This window comes from Leeuwenhoekiella sp. LLG6367-2.1 (assembly GCF_045055775.1).
Taxonomy (GTDB): domain Bacteria; phylum Bacteroidota; class Bacteroidia; order Flavobacteriales; family Flavobacteriaceae; genus Leeuwenhoekiella; species Leeuwenhoekiella aequorea.
The window spans coordinates 1,505,406-1,530,975 of the sequence record NZ_CP159331.1 but is presented as its reverse complement, the minus strand read 5'-3'; the positions used below and the strand labels follow the sequence as shown (position 1 = coordinate 1,530,975).

Below are 25,570 nucleotides of genomic sequence, written 5' to 3'. Positions count from 1 at the left end.
AAAAAGGCGGCCAGTTGGCCGCCTTTTTTTATTTCGTTTTAATCTTCTTATTCTGTAGTTTCTTCAGCTGGTGTAGTAGCAGCCGGAGTTTGCGCAGGAACTTCTGTTGAACCTGGTGTGTATTCTTTGTTTAAAGCTTCTAACACTTTATCTGTAATGTCAAATTCTTTTTTGCCGAATAAGATGTTGCCACTATCATTTTTACCGTAGATAAAATCATATCCATTTTCTTCGCCGTAAGTATCAATAAATTTTCTCACTTTGCTTACAACTGTATCAATTGCAGTTTGACTTTCTTGTTGTAATTGACCTCCTCTAGCTTGTTGCTCTTGCTGAATTTGTTGCTGTAAAGCTCCAAGCTCTTGTTCTTTTGATTGACGCTCTGCAGCACTCATCGATTGAACATTTTTTTGGTACAAATCTAATTTAATCTGGAATGCCTGAATTTTTGGTTCTAAATCCGCACGTACACTTTCAGTAAGTTTTGAATACTTGTCTTGTACTTCTGTCATTTCTGTATACCCTTCAAAAAGTTTTTGAGTGTCTACATAAGCAGATTTTGATTTTGAACAACTAGCTAATGTAATTGTTATTAAAAGTGCACCTAATATGTTTTTCATAATTTCTTAAAATTTGCTGCAAAAGTAATAAGTAGTTCTTTTTAAAATTTAAAAATCTCACTATTTATTTACTATAAGACAAATTAATGTGAAACAGAGAATCTATAGCTTACCTTTATTAAAATCTACACTCAGAGGCTGTTTATAACGAATTATAAATAATTTTTAACCCATTTCCTAGGTTTAATTATAAAACCGGCTTAAAAGGGCTTATTTTATCATTTACCCTTCTTAAACGTATATATTATTGAAGAATACTCATTGCTATGTCGAGCTTTCCAATTTGATTTAATACCAGTCACTATTGCTTTAAAAATATTAGAATTTCCAGATTGATATTTTTCTGAAAGCAGACTTACATAGTAAGAATCAAAACACATTGGTTTTTCTTCAATCAAATGGAAACCAAATTCCAAAAAAAGCATTTTTATACTTTTTCTAGAAAAGTGATGAATATGTCTTGGCACGTCCCAAGCAGCCCAATATTTTTTATAATGTTTTGAATCATACGAATTGAAATTGGGCACTGCAATTACTAATGTACCATTCTCATACAAATGGTCAACTAACCAATGGAGTTGATCTTTTAAATCTGGTACGTGTTCAAGAACATGCCACATAGTGATCAAATCAAATTTTTGATTATTCAAATTAGATTTCAGTTCGAATAGTGTGAGATCTTTTTTCTCGGCATTTTTTCTTGCAATCTTACTCGGCTCTATACCGTTTACCTTCCATCCGTCATTTTTTGCTGCTATAAGAAAGTCTCCTGTACCGGCACCAATATCTAATAATTGATTTCCGTTTCTATATCTATTAATGTGCTGTAGCTTCCTTTTTAGCATATATCCTTTTACAAGTTGATATATTCTATCTATCAGCGTTTTTTTAGAATCGGTGTGTGAGATATAATTTTCACTTACGTAATAATCCTCTAAATTGTTAGGTATAGGATCTGTAGTGTATTTATCTAATTCTTTATTGTAAATCAAATTAAACTCTTCCTTTGAAACCGAAAAGTCCTTAATCTGCATTGTTAATTCTAGTTTAGATTTTGATTGCATTATAATTTTGATGATGATTGTTTCACGTGGAACTGTAATTAACGTCCCATATAAACCAACATTACTGAAATATCACTAGGTGATACACCACTTACACGAGAGGCCTGAGAAATAGTTGTAGGTTGAATTTTAGAAAGCTTCTCTCGAGCTTCATAACTTAATGACTTCAACTTAGTATAGTCAAAGTTATCAGGAATCTTGATATTCTCGAGTCTTTGAAGTTTATCTGCGTTAGCTTTTTCCTTAGCAATATATCCTGCATACTTTACTCTAATTTCAGCTTGCTCTAATACTTCAGTATCTAAATTATTTTTCTGAACGTATTCTTTTACGTCAGCAAAATCCAACATATCTGATAATTCAATTTGAGGTCTGCTAAAGATCTTTACCATCTTATCAGATTGTTTCATAGCAGAAGTCCCTTTCTCCTCAAGAACAGGATTTGCTTCCTCTGGAGAAATACTCGTGGTGTTGAAAAAGTCCACCAGATTTTGAGCTTCTTTTTCTTTTACTTCTAAAGCGTACATCCTATCATCACTTGCTAAACCTATTTTGTGAGCTAGAGGTGTAAGTCTACTATCTGCATTATCCTGACGCAATAAAGTTCTGTATTCTGCACGTGAAGTAAACATGCGATACGGCTCTTTTGTTCCTTTAGTAATTAAATCATCAATTAAGACACCTATATAGGCTTCGTCTCTATTGAGAATTAAGGCATCTTTTTCTTTAACTTTTAAACTCGCATTAATTCCAGCCATTAATCCTTGTGAAGCCGCTTCTTCATATCCTGTAGTTCCATTAATCTGTCCGGCAAAATATAAACCAGGAACTACCTTAGTTTCTAATGTATGTTTTAATTGTGTAGGCGGAAAATAATCATACTCGATTGCATAACCAGGTCTAAAAAACTTTACATTTTCAAATCCGGCTACTTTTCTCAAAGCTTTAAATTGTACTTCCTCTGGTAAAGAAGTAGAAAAACCATTTACATAATATTCAATTGTATCCCATCCTTCTGGTTCTACAAAAAGTTGATGTCTGTCTTTATCTGCAAAACGATTAATCTTATCTTCTATTGACGGACAATATCGTGGTCCTGTACTTTTAATTCTACCGTTAAACATAGGAGATCTATCAAAACCTTCTCGCAATAAATCATGTACTTCTAAGCTTGTATAACTCATTTGACAAGATCGTTGTTTCGTTAATGGTTTTGTTACATTGCTATAACTAAACTTTTGTGGATTGACATCTCCTGGCTGCTCGATCATTTTTGAGAAATCTAAACTGCGACCATCTACTCGGGGAGGTGTACCCGTTTTCATTCTGCCAGATTCAAAACCTAAGTCAACTAATTGTTCGGTTATTCCTTTTGAATTACGCTCCCCTGCTCTACCACCTCCAAATTGTTTATCTCCAATATGAATTAATCCATTTAGAAATGTTCCATTAGTAAGAACAACTGACTTGGCTTTTATTTCAATTCCTAATGAAGTAATTACTCCACCTATGCGATCGCCATCCATTAATAGACCGCTTACCATTTCTTGATAAAAATCAAGATTAGGTGTACGCTCTAACATAAGTCGCCACTCATCTGCAAAACGCATTCTATCACTTTGCACTCTGGGACTCCACATAGCAGGTCCTTTGCTTTTATTAAGCATCTTAAACTGAATAGCAGTCTTATCGGAAACAATACCACTATAGCCTCCCATTGCATCAATTTCACGAACGATTTGTCCTTTAGCAATTCCTCCCATAGCAGGATTGCACGACATCTGAGCGATCGTTTGCAAATTCATTGTAACTAGCAGCGTGCTGCTTCCGGTATTTGCAGCTGCAGCTGCGGCCTCACAACCTGCATGGCCACCACCTACTACAATTACATCATATGTTTGATCAAAAAAACTCATTGTTCCACGTGAAACATTTAATTATACTTCCTTAAAAATGGGCGCAAAGATACTAAAAATTAAGCGCCTAAGATGGGTCTGCGGTATCCCATAAATTCAAATAATAATCCTCCTTATTCCGCATTAGTGAAATTTCATCCTCCGTTTTATCTCCATAACCACACATATGTAAAAGTCCATGAATCATAACGCGGCGAAGTTCTGTGTTAAATTCGACACCAAATTTATCTGCATTTTCAGCAACACGATCTGTACTTATATACATCTCACCGTTTAGAAGTTTACCTTCGGTATAGTCGAAAGTAACAATATCTGTATAGGTGTCGTGCTTCAAAAATTGCTCATTGATTTCTAATAAATACTCATCAGAACAGAATACGTAACCCAACATTTCTATCCCATACGATTCTTTTAAAGCTGCTGCTTTAATCCAATTTTCAGTTTGATCTACTAGATCTAAACTAAAATCATTTTGACTATCAAATTCAATCATTGTCTTGTAAATATTCTTTAACCTTTATCTTGTAACTAGTATTAAGCGGTAACACATCTCTATTCAAAAGTTCCTTAGAATTAAAATATTGAACGCTATCAGGAATAATATCTCTAGCCGAATTAGAAAAGAGTTTATCATTTGAAACTGATTCTCGCTTAGAGTTTTTGTCCTTTTCCTGAGAGGCATCTTCGAGTTTTAGGAATTGTTGAATAACTTCATTCATTCTACGCTTTGCCTCTTCAGAATTTCCGTTTAAAAGATCAGATTCAATTTGATCTATATTCTTGAAAATCTGTGAGGCATTCTCTATGATTCCTTCTTGTCTAATAAGATCTTCTAATCTCTTTCTAATCGACTCTTGTTGCTTATAAATCTCAAATTGTCGTGCCAATTCGTCTTCACTTACACCAGCGCCACTATTTCCTTTGGGATTTTTAAAATCGTTAGTTCCCTTTTTGCCAGATTCCGACTCCCTAGAATTAGAATCTTTACCAGATTCCTTAGCATTTTCTTGACCGTCTTCACCGTTTTGATCGTTACCTAACTGCTCTGCAATTTCACGTTGAGACATTATAATATCTTGAAGCTGCTTACCTGATCCCTGGCCTCCGGGTTGAGGGAGCGGCATAGCCTTACCACTGGAACCACTGCCTAAAGCTAACGACAATTGATCTTGCATATTATCTAAAATATTCGATAGCATATCTGCCAGTGTGTTTGAAGAACTTACAACATACCGCTCACTCACCACACCCATATCAACATTGTTATCAGAAAGCCGCTCAATAGAAGCGTCCAGATTGAAAGTAATATTAGTAAGCTCTTTATTTATATCTTCCTTAAGTGAACCATTGCGAAGCGATAAAGCAAAGAGACTATCATCAATATGCTTAAAATTCTCACGCAAAACATTCTGTTTTAAAAGGAACTTAGAAAACGAAGGATTAGAATTATTAATAGATTTAAAATTATCCATTAGTGCTTCTTGATCAAATGAGAACGTAATTAAGTTGTCTAAAATTTGACGAAGCATTTCAAGATCTTCTTGAAGCTGCTGGGTATCCCCTCCTCCACCAGATTCAAAAGAATCTAGTAATTTTTTTCCTAGTTTCTTCAATTTTTGACCAGCTTCCTTTTGAGTTTCCTTGGGATTAGAATCACTAGAGTTAGAAGGATTATCTAAATTTTTAAGTGCCTTATTTTGGGCATCTTTTATTTGTTGTTCTAAGTTTCTATCACTAGGCACTTCCAGAGGTTGTTTAAGACCTTGATTTTCTTTCTCTAGATCACGCAGAGATTGTTGTATAAAACTAAATTCTTCATTTAATTTTTTCTGCTTTTCTTTATTAGATGATTCTGTATTTGTACCCTCCTTAATCTGTTTATCTCCTGTATTAATGAGCTGTCTGGCTATGCGTTCTCCTTTGGTTTTAATATAAAAACGCTTCGTTAATTCTAATAGTTGCTGCATACTCCTTTTAGAATTATTGCTATTCTTTGCCATTTTATTGAGCTCCTCTTTTAACTCCTCATCACTCATCAAATCTTGGAGCTTTGACAATTCATCTAACAGTTTTTCCTGTTCCTCAAGTTGCTTCTCATTTTCTTCAACTCTAGATTTTAGCTGCTCACTTTCAGGATTAGATTTTTCATTCAGTTTATCTAATTCCTTTAAGCTATTCTTTAATTTTTCGGAATAACTTTTCATTACTTCCTCCTGAGCCTGCTGCCTTTCTATAAAAGATTTGAGTTTTCGCTTATCATTAAAGTCGAGCCTATTTTTTTCCTTTTGTATATTCTGTATTTCCTTTAATTCTTCCTGCTGTTTAGTAAACTTGTTAATAGACTTATCTATTCCTTTAAGACTATTCTGCTGCAATTCTAATTGTTTATCTACTGCAGCTTCCCGACTTAATGATTGAAAAGTAAAGATTTCAGACTGGGTCTTTTTATAGCCGTGTATAGCATCGTTATCACGCACTTCAAAGTAATAGGAATATGAAACACCAGAAGTTAATTTGAGATTACCGGGAAATGAAACATAAAATTGGTCAATAGTGCTATTGTTTGTGGGAATAGCAATACTTTTTTTATTATTTAATTGATTATCAGTATAATAAACTAAGTTTAAATCATGTAATCCGTAATCATCAGAAATTAATCCCTTATAATAAGTCTGACTCGTACCTAACGTATCCTTTTTAGATTCAATAGTAATGTCTGGATATAAATCTGGGATAACTTCAACCGAATAATTAAGCGTTTCATAATTTTTCACCTGTTTATTACTTGTAGCTATTTGATAATTAATAGTCTTATAAATAGTTTTTGAAAATCTGAAAATGTCTGAATTCAAATCAAAATACGATACTAGTGTATCAATTTTCCACGATACTTCAGACGTGTTTTTTGCCGAAAGTATCCAGTCAATTTTTGTGCCTTCAGGAACTTTTATAGTGCTCGAATTATTTATAATTTTATCTTCCATTTGCAAATAAGGTGGAAAATGGAGATGCATATTGAAGGATTGTATAACGGGAGTCGGAACAATCTTAAACTCATACGCTGTAGAAAATATTCCATTTCCTGAAAAATTTATCTTGAGATTTTCTTTAGGTTGATTCACATTATAAGTAAAAATCCCTCCTCCCTTATTTTTCATAAAAAAAGTGACCTCATTTATTGTAATCGATACTTCTTCTGGAATTTCTGAACCCACAACTTTAGTACGAATTTCAAAATTACTACCAGAAATAATAGATCGTTCTTTATTAAGAAGTGTAAATTGAAATGGCGCCGGTGGTGTATATGCCTCTTTGTAATTAATAACACGATTTGCACTGCTACCTAGAATATTTGAAGATTCGCTTAAACTAATCGCTAAAAATATAAGAACCGGAATAGCGGCATACTTGATATATTTTGCATTGGATTTATAATTAATAGCTAATGAAAATGGTATAGGTTCTAATTCGTGGCTTTTTTGAAGAATACTGGCTTCTACCAAATCTGATTGCTGAGAATTTGATTTTAACTGAAGTGTATTAATTAATTTATCCCGTACCTCGGGAAAATAGTTTCCAATTAATAAGGAAGCCTCTGTAAAATCAATGCCCTTAGAAAGTTTAAATAATCGAAACGTAGGAATAAGTATAAACCTATAGATTAGTAACAACTCGATACCTACAAATGACCAAAATAGAAATCCCCTCCCCCAACTACTTAACCAGAAAAAATATTCAATTGCTAAAACAACCAGCAAATAAGTAAGTCCAATACCTATAAAAAATAGAAAACCCTTAAGAATCTCATTCTTATAATATTTCTTAATAAAGCTTTCTAATTTTCTCTCTAAACCTTCCACAACTACCTCTTTAATAAGCTTGTTTTCTAGTAACTAAAGCTACGTCAATATATTTTAGTTAGTAATAGCAAAAATAAAAGGTTCTTATGAGATAATAAACCGTGTATAAAACGCAATAAAGAGCTGATCTCAATCTAAAAAAACGATTAACATAGTTCACTGCAAGTGCTACACTTAGTAAGATTGAGTACCTTTGCAGCCTAAAAAATTTATATGTCTAATAATGTACGTGTGCGGTTTGCACCAAGTCCTACAGGACCTCTTCATATAGGTGGTGTACGCACCGCTCTTTATAATTATCTGTTTGCAAAAAAAAACAATGGAACTTTTATTTTACGTATCGAAGATACAGATCAAAATCGTTACGTTGAAGGTGCCGAAAATTATATAATAGAAGCCCTTAATTGGTGCGGAATCCCGTATGATGAAGGTCCGGGTAAAGAAGCTGGTTATGGACCTTACAGACAAAGTGAGCGTAAGGATAAATACTTTGCTTTTGCTGAAAAATTAATTGCATCAGGAGACGCTTATTATGCTTTTGATACTGCTGAAGCATTAGATGCTCACCGTAAAAACCACGAAGACCAAGGAAAAACATTTATTTACAACTGGCATAATCGAAATAAACTCGATAACTCACTCAATTTAAGCCAAGAAGAAACTCTTAAACGTATTGAAGCCGGAGAAGATTATGTGATTCGATTTAAATGTCCCGAAAGTGAAATTCTAGAACTAGATGATCTTATAAGAGGTAGCGTAGAAGTTAACACAGCCTTATTAGACGATAAAGTGTTATTTAAGTCTGACGGTATGCCTACTTATCATCTAGCTAATATTGTAGATGACCATCTAATGGAAATTACTCACGTTATTCGTGGTGAAGAATGGTTACCCTCAATGGCTTTACACGTTTTACTTTACCGTGCATTTGGCTGGGATGCTCCAAAATTTGCACACTTACCGTTAATTATGAAGCCGGTAGGTAAAGGAAAACTTAGCAAGCGCGATGGGGATAAAATGGGATTCCCTGTATTTCCACTTCTATGGAAAGATCCTAAAACAAATGATGTTTCTGCAGGTTATCGTGAAGATGGCTATTTGCCAGAAGCTGTAATAAATATGTTAGCCTTTTTAGGGTGGAATCCTGGTACTGAAAAGGAAATTTACAATCTTGAAGAGTTAATTCAGGATTTTGATCTTCAACGAGTGCATAAATCGGGAGCAAAATTTGATCCTGAAAAAACAAAATGGTTTCAACAGCAGCAATTGCATATAGCTTCTGACGCGTCTTTAGTAAAGGGATTACAAGCCATTTTAGCTGATAAAAATCTTGATTATGATGATGCGTATGTTCAAAAAGTAATTCATCTGGTTAAAGAACGTGCTGTATTTGTAGCCGACTTATGGGAACAAGGAAACTTCTTTTTTGATAGACCAGAAAACTATGACGAAAAAGCAGCTAAAAAAGCGTGGAAAGATGATACAGCAGAGTTGATGCTTATCGTATCTAAACTTGTAAATGAAACCGAAGAGTTTACAGCAGAAAATTTATCTGCAAACGTGAAAGAATGGATACAAGCAGAGGGCTTAGGCTTTGGTAAAGTAATGCAACCTTTTAGATTAAGCTTAGTAGGTTCTATGTCTGGCCCAGATGTTTTTGTTATTGCAGAAACAATAGGCAAAGAACGCACACTGGAGCGTATACGCTATGCTATTGAAAAGTTATAAGTAAAAAACAATTCCTGCAGTGATAAGGCTTAAGTTTCCTTTAAAATTTATTGCTGCAGGATCTTTATTTTCAAGATTCTCCTTATTTAATTTCTTAAGCGCGTTAGTCACACCATATTGATATCTGGCAATAAAACGTACGTTATCAATTCCTGCAGAAAAACCACCTAGGATCATTCCGTTGAGTCGCGACCACTCTTGAATATCTTCTGCTCTTAATGAGTCGTAGCCTTCAATAATATACTTTTTCTGATCTTCATTTTGTAGCTTCAAGGCACTATTGATCTGCAATACAGGTCCAAATTCAACCGTTAAATTTTCAGCAAGTATAAGGTAACTTAGCAATAATTTTATTTGTGCTCCTGTAGTCGTAAAATTTACTTCTTGGGCTTTATTTGTTAAATCACGTGTACGCAGTTTAGAAGAAGCTTGAATAAAATCTACACCATAAATAAGATCAAAATTATTGAAGTATGCACCTCTTTGCGATAATCCCGCAAGAAATCCACTACCCTGCTCCATATTAAAATTTGATGTATTTAAATTGAGAAATACATATTGACCTTGCAAACCAATGTGGTTGTATTGTGATTTATAGCTCTGAGCAGCTACAGAACTATAAATTATAAATACCAGTATATAAAATAGTGTTTTCAAAAGCGTTACAAAATTTAGGATAGGACGACAAATGTATTGTATTTTTAATGAGTCTCTTAAAGGAGATATAATCTAAAAGAATTACTATGACTTACTTTTTACCTGTAATCCTATTTCTAGGATTAATTATTCTTATCTCGTCAGTTTTTATTGTTAAACAGCAAACAGCTGCTGTAATTGAACGTTTTGGTCGTTTTACCAGTGTTCGTAATTCGGGTATCCAGCTTAAATTACCTATTGTTGATAAAATTGCAGGGCGTATTAATTTAAAAATTCAGCAATTAGATGTTATCGTTGAAACAAAAACTAAGGATGATGTTTTTGTACGTTTAAAAATTTCGGTACAATTTCAAGTAGTGAAAAATAATGTTTATGATGCTTTTTATAAACTAGAGGATCCCCAAAATCAAATAACTTCTTATGTATTTGACGTAGTACGATCTGAAGTTCCTAAAATGAAACTTGATGATGTTTTTGAGCGTAAAGATGATATAGCTATAGCTGTAAAAAGTGAATTAAACCAAGCGATGACAGATTATGGATATGATATTATTAAAACGCTAGTGACAGATATCGATCCAGATCAACAAGTAAAGATTGCAATGAATAGAATTAACGCTGCAGAACGTGAAAAAGTAGCTGCTGAATACGAAGCTGAGGCAGAACGTATAAAAATTGTAGCTAAGGCGCGTGCAGAAGCCGAAAGTAAGCGTTTACAGGGTCAAGGTATAGCAGACCAGCGTAGAGAGATTGCAAGAGGTCTAGAAGAGTCTGTGGAGGTTTTAAACAATGTTGGCATAAATTCACAAGAAGCGTCGGCTTTGATTGTGGTTACCCAGCACTATGATACTTTACAATCTGTAGGTGAGAATACAAATTCAAATCTTATTCTTATGCCTAATTCACCTCAGGCTGGAAGCGAAATGCTCAATAATATGATTGCTAGTTTTGTCGCCTCTAATCAAATAGGTGAAGAGATGAAAAAGAAGAATGAAGCTAATGGGATAGTTCCTAAAAAGAAGGTAAGAAAACCACGTCCTGAAAGTGGTTATGATTCCAACTTTGATGATGAGATATAATTGATTTTTTCATTTAAAAAAAATGCCTCAGATAAATCTGAGGCATTTTTTTTATTTTGTTAAGTAACTAAAAGATTACTCATTTTCTCCTTCGACATTTTTAACCTTAACTCGCCTAATACCTAAAATCGAATTAACAGCTTTTAGAACAATAGTTTTTTGAGCTATTGCTCCTACTGTATTCGCTACCATAGACATTGGCGAAAAAGAAGATTTAACATCGTTAATACTAAGCTTTACCTGCTCACGATCAATCTGATTTTGAAGTTTGAGAACTTTTAAATCGTGTTCTATTTCTAAAAAAGATTTATAAACTTTCATGAGTTGCTCGTATTGGTTCTACATCTTGTTGATAAACTACAGTAGTATCTTCCGCTTTTTTACTATAATCCTCTTTTTTGAAATCATCTTCATCCTCTTGAAAGAAGATTTTAGAATACTTTGTAAGAACGATTTTAGTAATAATAGGCTTTCCAAATGTGCGGTATAATAATAAAATTAATAGGTAAAAACCACCCATAATAAAATACCCATAGCTTACACTATTTAAGGATTCACCTATAATAATCGCTAAACCTACAGAGATGAAGAGCACAAAAATCACACAAATGCTACCCATTACTAGTAAATTTACTAGTGATACAGCACCACTCATTGATTTTTTAAAAATATCTAATTTGTAATATTCAATACTACTGTCAAGATATTTTTTAGCATCATCTGCTACTACATTTATATGTTTTGAAATATTGAATATTGACATTTCCGCTTAAACTTTTGCGGTTGGTACGTTGATATCTTTAATATCCTGTACTTCTTCTTCTACTTTACTCGCGGTTTTAGCATTTTTAGATCGCAACTCTTCAAGTTTACGCTCCATAGTCACTAAAATATCGTCAGCCTTTGTACTAGCAGTTTTAAGAGTATCTTCTAACTTAGCATCAAAAGATTTTTTTGCCTGCTTTGCAGAAGCGCTCAAGTTTTCTGAAGTCTCGTTAATCTGCTGCTCTAACTTTCTCTTTGCTTCTTTCGCGTTTTTAGAGATTTTCTTTCTTGTTTTATCACCGCTTTCTGGTGCATATAGTAATCCTAGACCTGCTCCAATTGCTGCTCCAGTGATAAGTGCTAAAATTGTATTTCCTGCTTTTGACATGGTTATGGTTTTAAGTTTCACTCAAAATTAGCATTGTTTAAAACCAATCACCGTTAATAACCGGTTAATAATTAAGCCATTTACCTTAAAGTAATGCTAAAAAATATTTTAATCGATCTGTAATTATACTAAATCTGCACGCTGATCTAGAAGTGAATCTCCAGAGTTTTTCATTTCAGTGAGATAAGCAGCTACATCTGCATCATCTTTTGACACCTTACCATTTTTAATAAGAACAATTAGCGTCTCTAAAACAGCTAATCGTGTACCTATTTTTTTTGCTGAAGTATTAAACAATTCTTTTAGCTCTTCGTAATCAACATCCTTTGCCAGATTTTGAATTTGTTTGATACTTTTTAAACGCTTTTCTTCTGGTAGTTGACCTAACTTCTTCCCTATCTTTTTGATTTCGTTTAGAGCCGGTATTTGCGGTATTTGCTTTACTGGTACCTCTTTCTTTTGAGGCTCAACTTTAGACTTTGTTTCAGTTTTTGCCCAAGTATCTCTTAAACCTACTGTTTTGTTGAAGATAAGATTTGAAGGTGTGCTCTCTTTATCAACGTTGAAATAACCCATACGTTGAAATTGAAAGATATCAAGCGGTTTTACATCACTTAAACTTGGTTCCAGATAGCCGGTTATTACTTCTAAAGAATCAGGATTTAAATACTCCATAAAATCTACATCCTTATTTCCATCTGGAGACTCGTGATTAAATAAGCGATCGTAAAGACGTATTTCTGCTTTTATAGCGTGTTTTATAGAAACCCAATGCAGTGTTCCTTTTACTTTACGTAAACTAGCTTCTGTACCACTTCCACTTTGAGAATCGGGATCATACGTACAATGAATTTCAGTAATAGTTCCTTGAGAATCCTTAACTACAGATTCTCCTTTGATTATATAAGCATTTTTTAAGCGTACTTCTTTGCCTATACTTAGTCTAAAATATTTACTATTTGCAGATTCTTTAAAATCATCACGTTCTATATAAAGCTCCTTAGAAAAAGGTACTTTTCTAAAGCCCGCGCTTTCATCCTCCTGATTGTTTTCTGCTTCCAGCCATTCTTCTTGATCTGCCGGATAATTATCTATAATTAACTTTATAGGATCAAGAACTGCCATTACACGTGGAGCAGTTTTATTTAAATCTTCACGTATATTAAATTCTAAAAGCGACACGTCAATAACGTTATCACGCTTTGCTACACCCACAGCATCAATAAAATTACGTATAGATGCTGGTGTATATCCTCTTCTTCTAAACCCAGAAATGGTAGGCATTCTAGGATCATCCCAACCACTTACAATACCTTCTTCTACAAGCTTAAGCAATTTACGCTTGCTCATAATTGTATAACTCAAATTCAGACGAGCAAACTCACGCTGTTTTGGTTTTACACCGTTTGTAAAAATATTATCTACAAACCACTCATATAAAGGTCTATGGGGTTTAAACTCTAAGGAACACAAGCTATGAGATACTTGTTCCAGATAATCACTTTCACCGTGAGCCCAGTCATACATTGGGTAAATATTCCAGGCAGTACCTGTACGATGATGTGCTTTATTAATTACACGATACATTATAGGATCCCGCAGAAGCATATTAGGAGATTCCATATCAATTTTTGCACGTAAAACATGAATACCTTCTGCAAACTCACCATTTTTCATTCCTTCAAACAGTCTCAGATTCTCTTCTACAGATCGGGATCTGTATGGACTATTTGTACCAGGTTCTGTAGGAGTCCCTTTTTGCAATGCCATAGCTTCACTAGATTGAGAATCTACATAAGCTTTGCCATCTTTGATAAGTTGTACAGCCCAATCATACAGTTGCTGAAAATAGTCTGAAGAATAACAAATCTTATCCCATTTGTAACCTAACCACTTAATATCTTCCTGAATAGCATCTACATACTCCTGCTCCTCCTTAGACGGATTAGTATCGTCAAAACGCAAATTTACAGGTGCGTTATAAGTCTCTCCTAACCCAAAGCTGATACAGATTGCCTTACTATGACCTATATGTAAATAACCATTAGGTTCTGGAGGAAATCTAAAGCGTAGATTTTCTTTTGGAAATCCATTATTGATATCTTCTTCAACTATTTGCTCTAAAAAATTGAGCGCTATATAATCTTCTGCCATTGTATTATCTGTGCTGTATGAGAGTGTAAAATTACTAAAAATACACGTCTAAGATCGCTTAATATATTCTATTTAGAGTAGTATAATTCTACTGCTTCATCAAACATATAATATCTTTACGCGATCTAATATCGCCTAGAGCGTAAAATTTAAAAAATTGCTTAGATAAGCTAATAGATAAGACAAAGAACATCATCTAATAGCAATTAAATTTACCCTTCAGAAATTAAAATATATGGGAGTTATAAAACTGAATAAAGTTAAAGTATATGCATATCACGGCTGTTTAATTGAAGAAGGTCAAATAGGATCTGATTACTTTGTAGATCTAAAAATTAACACAAATTTGACTACGCCTTCAATTACAGATAATCTTAGCGATACTGTAGATTATGTGCATTTAAATAAAATAATTAAAGAAGAAATGGCCATACGATCAAAACTTCTTGAGCACGTATGCAAACGTATTTTAGATCGTTCATTTTTAGAAATATCAAGTATAGAGAAAGCCACAGTAACAGTACGTAAAGTAAACCCTCCCATAGGTGGCGATGTAGCTTCTGTAGGAGTATCTATAACTAAAAAACGTTAATCTCTTTTATATCCAAAGAAAAATCTTAAATTTGCACTCCCAATACAAAGGGTGTCGTGGCCGAGTGGCTAGGCTCAGCTCTGCAAAAGCTGCTACAGCGGTTCGAATCCGCTCGACACCTCAACAAAGACTCTTCAAATTTGAAGAGTCTTTTTTTTTGTTTAAAATATTGATATTATTTTAGTTAGCAATTAATTAAAGATTTCTAAAATCTAACTACGGAAAGTTTATAGGGTTATGGAGTCGCCATGAATATTGAACTGCGTTTCTGGAGCAATCTCTTCAATTCGTTTTTCGATCTGTTCAATTTTTGCAGGAAACATTCCTTTAGAAATTAAAATTAATCCGAAGACAAACATTAAAACACTAATACTGCGTTTAATTATAGAAATACGTGTAGGTGTTAATTTACTTCTCAACTTCTTAGCCAGCAGTATTTTAAAAATATCTGTTATTAAATAGGTACTTAATATTCCACCGAAAAATAGAAGTAGCCTATCTGAATCCATATCTAATGCAGGACCTGCAGATATTAAAATTACAAGCCAAAATCCCAAAACTCCTATATTGATAAAGTTGAGTAGAAATCCCTTTACCATCAATCCAAAATAATTACGCTTACTCATCACAACCGTAGGATGCTCATCATCTTCAAGCTTATTATTTTTGACTCTTAAAAAAGAAATTACTCCGTACATCGCTAGTAACATTCCTCCAAAAATAAAAAGAGCCGGGTCATCTTTGACCTTTGCCAGAAGCTGGTTTGTACTAAAATAGGCAATTAAAATAAAGGTAATATCTGCAAGAACTACACCTATATCAAAAATAAAAGCTGCTCTAAATCCCTTTAAAGCAGCTGTTTCTAGCAATACGAAAAATACAGGTCCTACCAGAAATGCAAGTAAAAAACCTAAAGGTATAGCTGTTGTAAAATCTTGTAACATTGGGATTTAAAAATCGATGTGCTACAAAAGTAACTAAATTGAGTTAAATCACTTCACAACGTTAATACGGCCTCCTATAAATTTGTCTTGGATGACTTCGGTAGGATTACCATAAACATCAACATCTCCTCCTGCTCTTATTTTAATTTGAGCCGTTCTACGAGCAAAAATATCTGCTTCTCCACCTGCTTGTATTCTTAAGGTTGTGTCTGTAGTTTCTAAAGATTTTCCTTCAAAAATACCTCCGGTATTTATCTCTACATTTTGCTTTTCTGCAGAACCTTTAGCTTTAATAATACCTCCGGTTACAGCACGCATTTCTGCAAATTCTACATCTAATCCTGCATTAACAATTGCGCCTTCCTGTACACGTATTTCAATTCTACTTTGTTCTAAAAGCTCATTAATCTCTACTTGTGCACCTTCATTAGCATCAATTACACGTAAATTGTTATAATATACTTCTACAAAAGTCTCGTTACCATCAAATATTTTATCAAGATTCATACGCACTTTTAAAACTCCATCGCTGTTTACGAGTTCTATATTTTCGGTATCCTTTCCCTTTAAAATAACTTTATTTTCAGAAGACTTAATAAGATTAACTCGCATACGGTCAAATACTTTGACCTCTGTAAAATCACCTATATTTCGTTCGTTATTCTGTGCATTAACTGCACCTATTGTTAGAAGAACTAACAACACAATTAAATTTTTCATACGTTTTGATTTTGTAATGTAAAGACAAACCCTGTTTTGATTTGTTACACTTAGAAAGCGATTATGCTTTATTCTCATATTCTGCTTTTGTACCAATCAAAGTAAAATCAAGATGTTTTTTTACTAGATCGGCTTCTTTAACCTTTACATAAACCTCATCGCCTAACGTAATTGTCTGTTTTGATTTTCTACCTACAATAGCATATTGCTCTTGATCAAAATCATAATGATCGCCTTTGATATCGCGTAAACGAATCATTCCCTCACACTTATTATCGATAATCTCTACATAAATTCCCCATTCGGTAACACCAGAAATTACACCTAAGAAGGTTTCATCCTTATGATCTTGCATAAATTTAACCTGCATATACTTGATAGAATCGCGCTCTGCGCTAGTAGCTAAATATTCCATATCACTACTATGCTTACATTTTTGCTCGTACTCTTCTTCATTTGCAGACTTACCCTGATCCAGGTAATGTTGTAATAATCGATGAACCATCACATCTGGATAACGTCTTATAGGGGAGGTAAAATGAGAATAATAATCAAATGCTAAACCATAATGGCCTATATTATCTGTACTGTAAACAGCCTTACTCATTGTACGTATAGTCAACGTATCAATAAGATTTTGCTCTTTTTTACCAGCTACATCACTCAATAAATTATTTAAAGATGCTGTGGTACTCTTGCGATCTTTATAGTTCATTTTATAACCAAATCGACCGGCTATAGTTTGTAATGCCGCTAATTTTTCATCATTAGGTTCATCGTGAATTCGATAAACAAATGTTTTTTTAGGAGTTTGCTTACCTATAAATTCTGCTACTTTCTTATTAGCAAGAAGCATAAATTCTTCAATAAGTTTGTTGGCATCTTTAGAGCTTTTAAAGAAAACACCTACAGGCTCATTATCTTCATCAAGATTAAATTTAACCTCCACTTTATCAAAAGAGATAGCTCCATTTTTCATACGTTGCTTACGCATAATTTTAGCTAATCTATCTAGTTCTAAAGTAGCTTCTACAATTGCATCAGTAGAAGTATATTCTTTTCCTGTTAAAGAAATCTCTGCGGGTATAGTGCCTTTACGGGTTTCTATAATATGCTGCGCTTCTTCATAAGCAAAACGGGCATCACTGTATGTAACCGTGCGTCCAAACCACTGATCCAGAACTTTACCTGATGATTTATCTAATTCAAAAACCGCAGAAAATGTATATTTTTCTTCATTAGGTCGTAGGGAACATGCATTGTTAGATAAAATTTCAGGAAGCATAGGTACTACTCGGTCAACAAGGTACACCGAAGTAGCACGCTCATAAGCTTCATCATCTAAAATGGTACCAGGTACCACATAATGTGATACATCTGCAATATGAATTCCTATCTCATAATTACCGTTTTCTAATTTTTGAAAACTTAATGCATCATCAAAATCTTTTGCATCTTTAGGATCTATGGTAAATGTCAAAACATCACGCATATCCCGACGTTTTTTTATCTCATCCTCTTTTATGCTCGTATCTATATTATTAGCATAATCTTCAACTTCTTTAGGGAAATCGTGCGGTAATCCATACTGTGCAAGTATAGAATGAATTTCAGTATTGTGTTCCCCAGGCATTCCTAGGACTTTAATAACTTTTCCAAATGGAGAATCAGCTTTTTCTGGCCAATCTTCTATTTTGACTAAAACTTTCTCACCATCCTTTGCATCCCCTATTTTATTCTTCGGAACAAACACATCAGTACGCATTTTTCCTTCTGCAGATGTATTTACAAATGCAAAATTCTTCTGCATTTGTATCACGCCTACAAATTCTTCCGTTTTACGCTCTAGAATTTCGACAATCTCGCCTTCATGTTTCTTACTGCGACGTTGCTTATATACATAAACCTTAACGGTATCACCGTTTAAGGCTTTGTTCATATTGTTCTTAGGAATGTAAATATCCTGCTCCATTCCTTCAACAATAACATAACCATCGCCTTTAGAAGTACAATCAAGTTTGCCGGTATGGTAGTGGGATGTAGCGTTGAAGCTAAATTTTCCTCGTTCTTTTTCTTCAACGTGCTTTTTAGCTGTAAGCTGAGACAGTTCTTTAACTATCTCATTACGACTATTAGGGTCGTCAACTTTTAATTTAGCAGCTATTTGTTTATGATTAAAAAGCTTTCCAGGTTCTCTTTTTAAGATCTTCAGAATTTTCTGAGATAGGTCTGCTATTTGTGTAATGGGTCTTCTTCTTCTTTTATTTGGCATTCAATGCTTTGTATTTAATATTCGTAAAATTAGGGTTAATCGCTCTAATTGAGTCCTTAGGAACGTGAACTTTAAGTTAATCTTAGCCATATTAGGTTTTTAAAAAGACTATTTAAAGGTTTGATAACCAATTCTTAATCTTTAAACTTAGTTTATTGTTAAAATAAACTTAAATTTACAACTAAAATGAACTCCTATTAATGCTATGAAGATACTACGTATCAAGAAGAATGCAATTTTTTATATATTTCTAAGTATACTTATACTTGGAATTATAGTTGTCTTTACACATGTAAATTCACAATTTTAGAAATCAATTTTCAAAATATTTAATCTCTAGAGTTCCATAATTAGGAACTCTTTTTTTTTGATCAAAATCTTACACTTGTTAACAGTATATATAATAATCATTTTTCTTTTTTAAATTTTAAATAAAATCTGTTTGTTATTATAGTGTGTTAATAGCGGTATAAGTTTTAGATCTTGTTCTTTGGATTATTAATTATAGGTACTTATGAACGTATTATTAATAGGTTTATAAATTCTAAAACACTTGATTTTCAAAGAAATTCTAATCACTGTTAACAATTGTTGATAATCCTAATTAAATGGATTTTTAAGATAAGTTTTTACTAACAATTATTAAGATTAGCATTTTTTTTTGCTCATAAACGGAACACAAAATTTAGAAAGATTTTCTTGCATGGTATTACCCATGTTCTGCTTTGTTTTTTTTTATTTAGAAAACAATTTTCATTTTGATTTTTTGAATACAACTTATTAACAAGCATGTTAACTATATGTTAACTCATTGATAGTTAAGCTAATTTCACGTTTCACTATTTATATCTAATTGATACTAAATAAATTGAGTTTAGAGCAGATAACTGTAGTTATTATACACTAAAATGAAGAACGTATTTTCTCTGTAAATCACCCTTGAAAAATTCTAGACTTAATCATAAATATTGAAGTCAGTTTAAATATTTATAGGAAACTTGCACTTATTAAGTTTTAAACAATCTCACATATTAAAATGGAAATCAAGATACTTCCCTTTGAGCAGCTCACGGCTCCTAAATTATATGAACTTTTACAACTTCGCGCAGAGGTCTTTATAGTAGAGCAAAATTGTGTTTACCAGGATATAGACGGTAAAGATTTTAAAGCATTACATGTATTGGGATATGAGAATAATACTCTAGTTGCTTATACTCGCATATTTAATAGAGGTGATTACTTTGAAGAAGCTAGTATAGGAAGAGTTTTAACGCATTCTCAATATCGTAAGTTTGGTTATGGTAAAGTAATTATGCAAGCTTCTATCGATTATTTAGAAAATCAGTTTAAGGTGGATACAATAGAAATTTCTGCACAACAGTATCTCGATAAATTCTATACAGAACTCGGTTTTAATAAAACAGGTGAAGGTTATTTAGAAGATAATATTCCGCATATAAAGATGATAAAAAGCAAATAAAAAACCGCCAATTGGCGGTTTTTCTGTTATGTCTAAATGCAAATTAAATTTTGAGTGGTGTTTTATTCAAACTTATACTATCAAGCATCTCATCTGTAAATTTATAGTGTCCACGGGTGGTCAAAATTTTAAATTTAAAGTTCTTCATTGTACTTAAAACATCTAGAAAAAGCCATTTAGATTTTAATAATCTGGGTTTCTTTGACTTTAAACTAAGTTCAAATATATGTTTCTCGCCATCACGCTCTGCAACTATATCTGGCGTAATAGATATTTCACTACCTTTTTTAATGTATGATTTTGGACTTTCAAAGCCTTCAGTATCGGCTTTTATGTTTTCAAATCCACGATCTTCTAAATAGCTAATTGCAGTTCCTAAAATTTCTGTATTCTTATCGGTGTCTTTATCTATAGTTATCATTCTGATAAGATAACAAATTAGAATTTAAATTCTCTTAAATTTCGGTTAAAGCACTAAGTGGAAAGTTAATACGAACAGTAAAATTGAAAATTCCTTGTATTTTCTTTAGATTACAATTTTAGAATTTGAGAATATCTCTTACTATCTTTTAAGATAGCTATCGCCTGAGCGATTTCTTCATTATGCTTAATTTGATATTCATAAAGTCCGTCTCTATAGAAATAACGCTTCACTAATTCGTCGATTATTAAATTAGAAATTTCTTTCTCTTTAAGATCCAACTGCTGCTTTTTAGCTACATCAATGGTTTTCATCAAACTCGCATATGCTGCGCTAATTTCTTCTTGCAAATCATCTTTATCTGCGCGTATATACGATTGTTCTAATTCTTTTTCAGTCTGGGTTTGATATTCAAAACCATTTTTAATCAGAAAATTTTTAAAAGAAATATAGTCTGCATTGGTGAATTTAAAGTCAGAGATACGCTCGTATGTATGTTTATAATAATAATCTGTAGCAAAATCAAATATGGCCTGATCCATTAAAAGGGCTTCAGTTATTGCACTTAATTGTGCAGATTCTATTTGAACATCAGGTAAAATTCCACCGCCGTCATAAACACTTCTACCTGCTGCTGTTTTAAATTCATTATAATCTTCAACGTTTGTACGTATAGCGTTTCCTTGCTCGTCTCTATTCCAATAATCAAGAGCTTGTATACAACGCCCGCTAGGCGTATAATATCTAGATATAGTTACTTTGAGTTGGGTTCCATACGTAAGTTCTTTAGGACGCTGTACCAGTCCTTTTCCAAAGCTTCTAGCCCCTATGATTACGCCACGATCGTAATCTTGCAAAGATCCTGAAACAATCTCGCTGGCAGAAGCACTACGACCATTAATAAGAACTGCAACGGGTATCTGAATATCTAATGCTTCATTTTGAGTTCTATATTCTTGATTATACTTTTCAATAACAGATTTTGTCGTTGTTATAACTCTATCTTTTGGAATAAATAAATTGCTAACATTAATTGCTTCAGTAAGTAATCCTCCGGGATTTCCTCTTAAATCTAAAATTATAGAGGTTGCACCTTCACTTTTAAGTTGGGATATAGCCTCTGCTGTTTCTTCGGAAGCTTTCTTATTAAATTTTGATAATACGACATAACCAATAGTACCCTCGATTAATGAATAATAAGGGATTGCTTTTATATCTATTTCTTCACGTTTTAGAGTTGTTTGTTTAATAGATCCTTGACGTTTAAATGATATAGGAATGCTAGTTCCTGGTGCCCCCTGAAGTAAGTCACCTGCATCAGAATTAAAATCTGCAATTGTGATATCCCCTATTTTTAGAAGTTCATCACCTGCTTGTAATCCCGCTTTATCTGCAGGATAATCTTTATATGCTTCTAGTATTATTATTTTTTTATTTCGTGTTAATACAGAAGCTCCTATGCCTGTATACTCACCCGTGTTATTGATACGGGCATCTTCAACCTCTTGTTCTGTCCAGTATTTTGTATAGGGATCAAGTTTTGACAGCATACCTTCGATCGCAGCATCCATTAATTCTGACGGATTTACCTCATCGACATAATTCATATTGAGCTCTTTAAAAAGCGTCGTGAAAATTTCGATTTGTTTAGCGATTTCAAAAAAATCGCTTTTGAAACTTACTGTACTCAAAAAGAGTAATACAGCTGCTGTAGAAACGAGTATCCTTTTTTTCATAATAAATTATGTTGATGTTTCTAGTTAAATTAAGATCAACTCTTTAGTACCTTTATACTATAGCCAGATTGAGTTGCTTTATAGATTATGTTCTAGATATCTTCTGGTCCAGCGCTTACTTTGCTATTAAATTTTGAGATAATCTTAAGCATAGCTTTTTCTAATTCTATATAACTTACTTCTTCCCTACCGGTGTAAATAAACATAAACGCAAAAGTTAATTCATTAGTTTGAAAACTTAGTTTATTTTTTCGATAAACCTCTCTCATTAGGCGTTTTAACCTATTTCTTGTTACCGCGAGCTTATGGTTGCGTTTTGCTACTGAAAAGCCTGCTTGTATAACCACATCTTCTTCAAATAAAGGTGCCTGAGTATAAAAAAGTAATAATGGATAAGCACTAACTTTTTGACCTTGTTTAAACAACAAGTCAATGAGTTTTTTGCGTTTTAAGTGTTCTTTTTTAGGGAAAGTTTGATTCATTATAAATTACCCTCAGGTGAAATATTAGTTCGGTAAAGATAGTTAACTATTGTATCACTTAAATTCAATCAGACTTAGTGCGTGTAAGTCTAATCGTCTTTGCTAGTATCCAAATTATTAATACGATCTAAATCATCGGTAGCTTGTAATAACTTACTTCTTAATACAGGATTCAAGTTAGGATGTGCAACTAGAAACTCCTCCCGTATTTCAAAAGCTTTTTTAGATGAGTATTTACCTATTGTAGCATTTAGCCAGTTTTTAGGAAAAAAGATGTCACCAGTACGTTGAATTTCTTCTAATAAATTTAGTGAAGCTTGTAAGTTTGTTACTCCTGCATCTTGCCTTAACGGGTGATTAATATAATGCAATGCAGAAATTACCCAGGACTCTTTTTCTCTATTTTTTGCGTCTTTGAACGTGTCAAAAAATGAGTTACGAACTGAGCTATCTGCTGATAAAGAAGGCTTTAGAAAAATAAATCTCTTTTTCTTATCTGGATTTGTAATTTCAGCTTCAGTTTCTTCTAATATCAAATCGGTTTTTGAATGCTCAAATACAGCGAGATTCATTGCCATTGATGTAAAATCGTCCTGATTGAGCTTTAAATCCTTAATATTTACTTTTTTGCTCCAAATCTCAAACAACTTTTCTTTACCGGTTTCTGAGTGTGCAATAGAACTAAATAAACCAAATAAGGTCTTTTTTATATTAGCAGGTAATTCTTTTTGCAATTGTTGATAGACCAGATTCTCAAGCTCTTTTTGATGCGTATTACGTTGTTCACTTGTAAAATAAGTCCAGTACAGACTACTCATTTGACTGGTGATTCTACCTAGAATTAATTCATTGCGTTCTGTTTCAATTCCTTTTTTAAAGAGATTAAAAGCTGCGATGGGATCTATTCTTCCATTTAATAGATTCTCATAGGTATTTATATAGCTATAACCCCGAGCTACCTCATCTTTAATTTCTGGTATATTTAATAAAGCGTCTTTCTGCTGCGGAAAAATACCATATCCCATTCCGTCGTAATTATAAATTATCTGAAGTGGTTTAGGTAAGCCCTTGATTTCTTCTAGATCTAGCTGTGCATCAGTAACATTAGCTGTGATTCTATGTGTAGAATCTGCATAAACAAGACCTATTTCAAATGTTTGAGGCCAGATTTTAGTACTCTTATCTTCAGCGCTTTGTTTAAGAATAAATGAGCTTATTTTTTCTTGATCATCATAGGTTACTTGTTCTGTAAATACTGGTCTACTGCTTTGGTTAACCCATACATCACTCCATTCTTTCAGATCTATCGCAGTTTTCTTATCTAAAATTGATACGAGATCATTCCATACGGCATTACTATTTGCGTAGTTTTTTATATACTCTTGTATACCTTCTTTAAATTTATCTTTTCCCGTTGCAAGCTCCAGTTGTCGCATCATAATAGGCGCCTTGTGATAAATTATTCCCCCATATAAAGAGCCGGCATTCTTTAAATTATCTAGTTTTTGCCTAATGGGATTTGCACCTTTTGTGCGGTCTTCACCGTATGCACCCGGATAATGATTAACTACAAATACCAGATCATGATTAATTGTTGGAAACGCCGGGTTAACAATTTTATCTGCCATAAAATTTGCAAAAACCTCTTTCATCCATACATCATTAAACCAGTTCATTGTAACTAAGTCTCCAAACCACATATGTGCCGTCTCGTGAGCAATAAGCTTAGCCCTTCCTAATTTATCACTGTCTGTAGCTGTATTATCTAAAAATAATGATGATTCTTTATATTGAATTGCTCCTACGTGCTCCATCCCACCATACTGAAAGATAGGAATAGAAGCAAAATCTAATTTTACAAAAGGAAAATCTTGCGCGGTATAGTTTTCTAAGAATGCAACAGCATCTGCATGTAGTTTAAAAATAGGATCCAGACTATTTTTTACTTTAATAGAGTCTGTCTCTCTATAAAGCATTGTCATATCCAGGTTAGATATCTTTTGTTTATCAACATTAAATTTACCGGCTACAAACGAAAACAAATAGGTACTCATCAAATCAGATTTATCAAACTGATGCTCAATAAAATCTCCTTTCTCTATTTTCTTTAACTCTGGTGCGCCACATAATACTTCCCATTCTTTGGGAGCAGTTATGTTAAGAATATAATTGGCTTTTAAATTAGGTTGATCAAAACAAGGAAAAAGTGTACTCGCACGATCGGGAACTAATAAAGTGTATAAAAAATCTGAATTGCGATTAAGTGATTGTTCACCTGCAATAAAATTGATATCAATAGTATTTGCACCTTTATTTAGATGCTCTTTAGGTATAATTATATGCTCGTTAACAAGCTGAATACTTACTTGTTTACCATTTGCTTTGATCGTTTTAAGGTGACTTTTATCAACGTTAAAGTCTAAAATTAAGGGTTGTGAATTATCGTGTATGATGAGGTCTAATTCTAATACTGCAGGAATAGAATCTTCAAGATTTTTAGGAATCTCAAAATCTAATTTGTAAACAATATCACTTATCTGTTTTTTACGGAATTCTGCTAATTCCAAGGATATTCCCGGCTCTGGAGAAATGTTTTCCGTTGTAGATTCTTGACAAGATGAGAAGCTTATAAGCAGTAAAGAAAAGAGGTATAGAAATTTCATTATAAATATAAAATTGAAAATTTTAAATA

Annotated in this window: 21 protein-coding genes and 1 tRNA gene; 5 read left to right on the top strand and 17 right to left on the bottom strand. The window is 33.1% G+C overall.

Annotated features, from left to right (window positions below):
- Positions 1–47: 47 nt before the first annotated feature.
- From ABVM53_RS06960 to ABVM53_RS06940, 5 genes are all read right to left on the bottom strand, one after another.
- A complete protein-coding gene (locus ABVM53_RS06960) occupies positions 48–620 on the bottom strand; it encodes an OmpH family outer membrane protein (protein ID WP_405330680.1) in 573 nt (190 codons plus the stop codon).
- 218 nt (positions 621–838) lie between these two features.
- Positions 839–1,654 (bottom strand): class I SAM-dependent methyltransferase, encoded by an 816-nt coding sequence (locus tag ABVM53_RS06955; protein ID WP_405330854.1) that lies wholly within the window; start codon positions 1,652–1,654, stop codon positions 839–841.
- Positions 1,655–1,722: 68 nt separating this feature from the next.
- The gene (mnmG, locus tag ABVM53_RS06950) at positions 1,723–3,600 is read right to left on the bottom strand and encodes a tRNA uridine-5-carboxymethylaminomethyl(34) synthesis enzyme MnmG (RefSeq protein ID WP_405330679.1); all 1,878 of its coding nucleotides are present in this window, start codon (positions 3,598–3,600) and stop codon (positions 1,723–1,725) included.
- A 67-nt stretch (positions 3,601–3,667) separates the two neighbouring features.
- Positions 3,668–4,093 carry an rRNA maturation RNase YbeY gene (gene ybeY / locus ABVM53_RS06945; RefSeq protein ID WP_405330678.1) on the bottom strand — a complete coding sequence of 142 codons (426 nt, stop codon included), beginning with the start codon at positions 4,091–4,093 and terminating at the stop codon, positions 3,668–3,670.
- Positions 4,086–7,460 (bottom strand): hypothetical protein, encoded by a 3,375-nt coding sequence (locus ABVM53_RS06940; protein WP_405330677.1) that lies wholly within the window; start codon positions 7,458–7,460, stop codon positions 4,086–4,088. Before ABVM53_RS06940 ends, ybeY begins: the two co-directional genes overlap by 8 nt.
- A 213-nt stretch (positions 7,461–7,673) precedes the next feature.
- Between ABVM53_RS06940 and gltX the strand changes: the two genes are divergently transcribed.
- Positions 7,674–9,188, top strand: coding sequence for a glutamate--tRNA ligase (gltX, locus tag ABVM53_RS06935; protein WP_405330676.1), 1,515 nt, complete (start codon positions 7,674–7,676; stop codon positions 9,186–9,188).
- Here gltX and ABVM53_RS06930 read toward each other — a convergent pair.
- A complete protein-coding gene (locus ABVM53_RS06930) occupies positions 9,183–9,845 on the bottom strand; it encodes a hypothetical protein (RefSeq protein WP_405330675.1) in 663 nt (220 codons plus the stop codon). The two genes, gltX and ABVM53_RS06930, sit on opposite strands and share 6 nt — an antisense overlap.
- 86 nt (positions 9,846–9,931) lie before the next feature.
- Between ABVM53_RS06930 and ABVM53_RS06925 the strand changes: the two genes are divergently transcribed.
- The gene (locus ABVM53_RS06925; RefSeq protein WP_371455500.1) at positions 9,932–10,924 is read left to right on the top strand and encodes an SPFH domain-containing protein; all 993 of its coding nucleotides are present in this window, start codon (positions 9,932–9,934) and stop codon (positions 10,922–10,924) included.
- A 75-nt stretch (positions 10,925–10,999) separates the two neighbouring features.
- On the opposite strand, the gene ABVM53_RS06920 is transcribed toward ABVM53_RS06925, so the two are convergent.
- From ABVM53_RS06920 to ABVM53_RS06905, 4 genes are all read right to left on the bottom strand, one after another.
- A complete protein-coding gene (locus ABVM53_RS06920; RefSeq protein WP_371455501.1) occupies positions 11,000–11,245 on the bottom strand; it encodes a DUF6327 family protein in 246 nt (81 codons plus the stop codon).
- Positions 11,232–11,687: a hypothetical protein gene (locus ABVM53_RS06915; protein ID WP_371455502.1), complete on the bottom strand. Its 456-nt coding sequence runs from the start codon at positions 11,685–11,687 to the stop codon at positions 11,232–11,234. The genes ABVM53_RS06920 and ABVM53_RS06915 overlap by 14 nt, the downstream gene beginning before the upstream one ends.
- Positions 11,688–11,693: 6 nt before the next feature.
- Positions 11,694–12,077: a YtxH domain-containing protein gene (locus tag ABVM53_RS06910; RefSeq protein WP_128756079.1), complete on the bottom strand. Its 384-nt coding sequence runs from the start codon at positions 12,075–12,077 to the stop codon at positions 11,694–11,696.
- Between the two features lie 123 nt (positions 12,078–12,200).
- Positions 12,201–14,231 carry a glutamine--tRNA ligase/YqeY domain fusion protein gene (locus ABVM53_RS06905; RefSeq protein ID WP_405330674.1) on the bottom strand — a complete coding sequence of 677 codons (2,031 nt, stop codon included), beginning with the start codon at positions 14,229–14,231 and terminating at the stop codon, positions 12,201–12,203.
- A 235-nt stretch (positions 14,232–14,466) separates the two neighbouring features.
- Here ABVM53_RS06905 and folB point away from each other — a divergent pair, with 235 nt between their 5' ends.
- The gene (gene folB / locus ABVM53_RS06900; protein WP_405330673.1) at positions 14,467–14,823 is read left to right on the top strand and encodes a dihydroneopterin aldolase; all 357 of its coding nucleotides are present in this window, start codon (positions 14,467–14,469) and stop codon (positions 14,821–14,823) included.
- A gap of 50 nt (positions 14,824–14,873) precedes the next feature.
- Positions 14,874–14,944 (top strand) — tRNA-Cys (locus tag ABVM53_RS06895).
- A 106-nt stretch (positions 14,945–15,050) separates the two neighbouring features.
- Here the strand turns inward: ABVM53_RS06895 and ABVM53_RS06890 are convergent.
- The 3 genes from ABVM53_RS06890 to rnr all read right to left on the bottom strand — a co-directional run bounded on the left by ABVM53_RS06890 (position 15,051) and on the right by rnr (position 18,759).
- Entirely contained in the window at positions 15,051–15,767 is a 717-nt protein-coding gene (locus tag ABVM53_RS06890) for a LysE family translocator (protein ID WP_128756076.1), read from the bottom strand.
- A 48-nt stretch (positions 15,768–15,815) separates the two neighbouring features.
- The gene (locus ABVM53_RS06885) at positions 15,816–16,487 is read right to left on the bottom strand and encodes a head GIN domain-containing protein (protein WP_405330672.1); all 672 of its coding nucleotides are present in this window, start codon (positions 16,485–16,487) and stop codon (positions 15,816–15,818) included.
- Between the two features lie 61 nt (positions 16,488–16,548).
- Positions 16,549–18,759, bottom strand: coding sequence for a ribonuclease R (gene rnr / locus ABVM53_RS06880; RefSeq protein WP_405330671.1), 2,211 nt, complete (start codon positions 18,757–18,759; stop codon positions 16,549–16,551).
- A 1,036-nt stretch (positions 18,760–19,795) separates the two neighbouring features.
- Between rnr and ABVM53_RS06875 the strand changes: the two genes are divergently transcribed.
- A complete protein-coding gene (locus ABVM53_RS06875) occupies positions 19,796–20,239 on the top strand; it encodes a GNAT family N-acetyltransferase (protein WP_405330670.1) in 444 nt (147 codons plus the stop codon).
- 43 nt (positions 20,240–20,282) lie between these two features.
- On the opposite strand, the gene ABVM53_RS06870 is transcribed toward ABVM53_RS06875, so the two are convergent.
- The 4 genes from ABVM53_RS06870 to ABVM53_RS06855 all read right to left on the bottom strand — a co-directional run bounded on the left by ABVM53_RS06870 (position 20,283) and on the right by ABVM53_RS06855 (position 25,541).
- A complete protein-coding gene (locus tag ABVM53_RS06870) occupies positions 20,283–20,660 on the bottom strand; it encodes a hypothetical protein (protein ID WP_128756072.1) in 378 nt (125 codons plus the stop codon).
- A 110-nt stretch (positions 20,661–20,770) separates the two neighbouring features.
- Complete coding sequence (locus ABVM53_RS06865) at positions 20,771–22,396, bottom strand: S41 family peptidase (protein ID WP_405330669.1); 1,626 nt, start codon at positions 22,394–22,396, stop codon at positions 20,771–20,773.
- Between the two features lie 92 nt (positions 22,397–22,488).
- Positions 22,489–22,878 (bottom strand): ribonuclease P protein component, encoded by a 390-nt coding sequence (gene rnpA, locus ABVM53_RS06860; RefSeq protein ID WP_405330668.1) that lies wholly within the window; start codon positions 22,876–22,878, stop codon positions 22,489–22,491.
- Between the two features lie 89 nt (positions 22,879–22,967).
- Positions 22,968–25,541 carry a M1 family metallopeptidase gene (locus tag ABVM53_RS06855; RefSeq protein ID WP_405330667.1) on the bottom strand — a complete coding sequence of 858 codons (2,574 nt, stop codon included), beginning with the start codon at positions 25,539–25,541 and terminating at the stop codon, positions 22,968–22,970.
- Between the last annotated feature and the right edge of the window lie 29 nt (positions 25,542–25,570).

Excerpts from the sequence above, each read along its gene's own strand:
- ABVM53_RS06890 (WP_128756076.1), bottom strand. The coding sequence starts at position 15,767 with ATGTTACAAGATTTTACAACAGCTATACCTTTAGGTTTTTTACTTGCA.
- ABVM53_RS06920 (WP_371455501.1), bottom strand. The coding sequence starts at position 11,245 with ATGAAAGTTTATAAATCTTTTTTAGAAATAGAACACGATTTAAAAGTT.
- ABVM53_RS06960 (WP_405330680.1), bottom strand. The coding sequence starts at position 620 with ATGAAAAACATATTAGGTGCACTTTTAATAACAATTACATTAGCTAGT.
- ABVM53_RS06925 (WP_371455500.1), top strand. The coding sequence starts at position 9,932 with ATGACTTACTTTTTACCTGTAATCCTATTTCTAGGATTAATTATTCTT.
- ABVM53_RS06855 (WP_405330667.1), bottom strand. The coding sequence starts at position 25,541 with ATGAAATTTCTATACCTCTTTTCTTTACTGCTTATAAGCTTCTCATCT.
- ybeY (WP_405330678.1), bottom strand. The coding sequence starts at position 4,093 with ATGATTGAATTTGATAGTCAAAATGATTTTAGTTTAGATCTAGTAGAT.
- ABVM53_RS06865 (WP_405330669.1), bottom strand. The coding sequence starts at position 22,396 with ATGAAAAAAAGGATACTCGTTTCTACAGCAGCTGTATTACTCTTTTTG.
- ABVM53_RS06885 (WP_405330672.1), bottom strand. The coding sequence starts at position 16,487 with ATGAAAAATTTAATTGTGTTGTTAGTTCTTCTAACAATAGGTGCAGTT.
- ABVM53_RS06905 (WP_405330674.1), bottom strand. The coding sequence starts at position 14,231 with ATGGCAGAAGATTATATAGCGCTCAATTTTTTAGAGCAAATAGTTGAA.
- folB (WP_405330673.1), top strand. The coding sequence starts at position 14,467 with ATGGGAGTTATAAAACTGAATAAAGTTAAAGTATATGCATATCACGGC.
- mnmG (WP_405330679.1), bottom strand. The coding sequence starts at position 3,600 with ATGAGTTTTTTTGATCAAACATATGATGTAATTGTAGTAGGTGGTGGC.
- ABVM53_RS06875 (WP_405330670.1), top strand. The coding sequence starts at position 19,796 with ATGGAAATCAAGATACTTCCCTTTGAGCAGCTCACGGCTCCTAAATTA.
- rnpA (WP_405330668.1), bottom strand. The coding sequence starts at position 22,878 with ATGAATCAAACTTTCCCTAAAAAAGAACACTTAAAACGCAAAAAACTC.
- rnr (WP_405330671.1), bottom strand. The coding sequence starts at position 18,759 with ATGCCAAATAAAAGAAGAAGAAGACCCATTACACAAATAGCAGACCTA.
- ABVM53_RS06955 (WP_405330854.1), bottom strand. The coding sequence starts at position 1,654 with ATGCAGATTAAGGACTTTTCGGTTTCAAAGGAAGAGTTTAATTTGATT.
- ABVM53_RS06870 (WP_128756072.1), bottom strand. The coding sequence starts at position 20,660 with ATGATAACTATAGATAAAGACACCGATAAGAATACAGAAATTTTAGGA.
- ABVM53_RS06915 (WP_371455502.1), bottom strand. The coding sequence starts at position 11,687 with ATGTCAATATTCAATATTTCAAAACATATAAATGTAGTAGCAGATGAT.
- ABVM53_RS06910 (WP_128756079.1), bottom strand. The coding sequence starts at position 12,077 with ATGTCAAAAGCAGGAAATACAATTTTAGCACTTATCACTGGAGCAGCA.
- gltX (WP_405330676.1), top strand. The coding sequence starts at position 7,674 with ATGTCTAATAATGTACGTGTGCGGTTTGCACCAAGTCCTACAGGACCT.